This is a genomic window from Candidatus Eisenbacteria bacterium, assembly GCA_030017955.1.
Classification (GTDB): domain Bacteria; phylum Eisenbacteria; class RBG-16-71-46; order JASEGR01; family JASEGR01; genus JASEGR01.
Map to the genome: position 1 here is coordinate 1 of JASEGR010000184.1, position 2,151 is coordinate 2,151.

General features: G+C 57.6%; 3 protein-coding genes. 2 read left to right on the forward strand and 1 reads right to left on the reverse strand.

What is annotated here, in order from left to right; genetic code table 11:
- A partial coding sequence (locus QME66_13490) for an RHS repeat-associated core domain-containing protein (GenBank protein ID MDI6809960.1) occupies nucleotides 1–773 on the forward strand: 773 nt, incomplete at its 5' end.
- A 195-nt stretch (nucleotides 774–968) separates the two neighbouring features.
- Here the strand turns inward: QME66_13490 and QME66_13495 are convergent.
- Nucleotides 969–1,133 carry a hypothetical protein gene (locus QME66_13495; GenBank protein ID MDI6809961.1) on the reverse strand — a complete coding sequence of 55 codons (165 nt, stop codon included), beginning with the start codon at nucleotides 1,131–1,133 and terminating at the stop codon, nucleotides 969–971.
- A gap of 607 nt (nucleotides 1,134–1,740) precedes the next feature.
- On the opposite strand from QME66_13495, the gene QME66_13500 reads away from it, so the two are divergent.
- Nucleotides 1,741–2,151 (forward strand): hypothetical protein (locus QME66_13500; GenBank protein MDI6809962.1); only part of this gene is annotated, 411 nt, incomplete at its 3' end.

The following is a 2,151-nucleotide window of genomic DNA, read 5'->3' on the forward strand; positions in this document are numbered from 1 at the left end:
TCGGAAATCTTCTCGCCTTCACGGACGCCGGCGGCAATCTCACCGACCAGTTCTTCTACGAACCCTACGGCCATTTGCGCGGGCGCGCCGGCGCGACGCAAACGCCGTTCACCTGGCTTGGCGCACACGGCGTGGTCTACGCCGGCAACGACCTTTACCTGACCTTGCATCGCGCGTATCACGCCGGGCTGATGCGGTTCGCCAGCGCCGACCCCATCGGACTGGTCGGTGGGGCGAACCTGTACGCGTACGCCAACGGTAACCCGCTCGCGGGCATCGATCCGAGCGGTCTGTGTGACGTTGACGTCTACGTCTGGGAATGGATCGGAGATGGGCCTATAGGAATCCTTCCTGGTAGTCGCGTTGGTCATGTGATGATCACCGAACACAATTCCAGGACCGTTTTGCTCAGTCAGTTTCCGGTTCCTCGAGGCGCGCACAAACCGAACGTGAAGTTGGACTTTGACAAGACCTACGCAGAGGAAGGCGGATGCCCGAACAAGCGGTTTACTGTCCATGTTCCGGACGACAAGGCATTCGACGAAATGGTCGCTAACCACGTGGCTCGGAAGTACTGGGACAAGTATCCGAACAAACCCGGCGAGACTCATTGCAGCAGGGCGGCCTACGACACTTTGAAAGCCGGGGGCGTTCCTCTTTCCGGTCAAGACAAAGGGCAGTTGCTACCCGGGAATTTTGGCGGAATGCTGGAAGAACTGATGAAGCAGAATTCCGACAAGAACAAATGGAACGTCCGCTACTACAGCAAATAGGATCCTCGAGCCATGCGAAGCATCAAATGGATTTCGGTCGTGGGGCTGGTCAGTGGCCTTCTCCTCCTGCATCTGGCCTTCACGGTCGGCTGCGATAACAACTGGTCTCCCGTTCAACTCCCCTTTCCTGGCCGAGGTTATTCGGTCTCGTGCCCATTTCATATCGCTAGTGGAGGGAACTTCGAAATCCAGGTCTCATCGCCCATCGAAAGGAATCAACACCAAGCCGGCCTGCCTGAGATCCCGCCCATTCCTTGCGACATCCAACTCGTTATCACCGGAGAGAATGACTACAGAATGGAGCGGAACATCAAGGCCCTTCGCCGCAGTGGTCGCAGCGATGCCTGCCGACTGGATCATTTCACAAGCGACTCCGTCACTCTCCCTCGCAGAGGCGACTATACCTTGGAAATCGATAGTAGATCCGACGTCCAGACATTTGGTCGTGCAGGTGCAATGCTATCCCCAACTCGCTTTGAACACGCGGTTGAATCAACAGTGCGCTACTGGATCATGAAGACGGTATCCTATGGGTTGATCCTTCTTGCGTTGGTTGGTGTCTTGTTCTCTGCCGCACGCAAACGAAGTCTCACCGAGGCGCCACCTGATAGCCCGATGGGCAGCACCTAAAAACTGCCTCAAGGTGAGACAATCGCTCATAGTGAAGTTCCCTACCGGCTCACTCCGTTCGCCTCATGCCCCTACCCTACGCACTTGGGGGCGCGCCCCAAAATTCGAACCAAGGGCATTGGGGTCACATCTTCCTGATCTCAGTACATTGGGTTGGGGGAGCGGATGGGGGGGGCAAGGGGCTGGCAGAGAAGGGGATGGGCGGGAGGAGGCGGTTTGGGGACGGGTGCCAGCTAATACGATAAAAAGTAACATTGTGGCTTGACTTTCGCATCTTGGTCCGGTAGTCTGGGCGCACGATGAGTGGAGAGGCATGGTGCTCTCGGAGGGCCAAGAGATGCAAGCAATGCTGGGAACGCAGGCCGGCAATGAGTTGATCTGGACAGCGGTCAATCGGAGCGATCCGAACGTGCGGGACCTGTATTTCGGGCTGGGGCTGTTCTGCGCGTACCGGGCGGATGACATCAAGGCGCGGAATATACTGGTGGGTCTGACTGGCGCGGCGGGGATGAAGCGTAAGGCGGTGGCTGCGGCGTTTGGAGTGAACCGGTGTTTGGTGCCGCGGTATGCGCGGCAAATTCGCGAAGAGGGCAGCGAAAGATTGATGCGTGACGGGCGTGGGCGGCCAGGGAAGATAACAGCGGAGATAGAAGGGTACGTGCGGGTAGAGTTTCGGAAGTTGTACAGCAAAAGCCGGAGGGATTTCACGCGAGCGCTGATCGGGAAGGTGAGAGCAAAGTATGGGGTG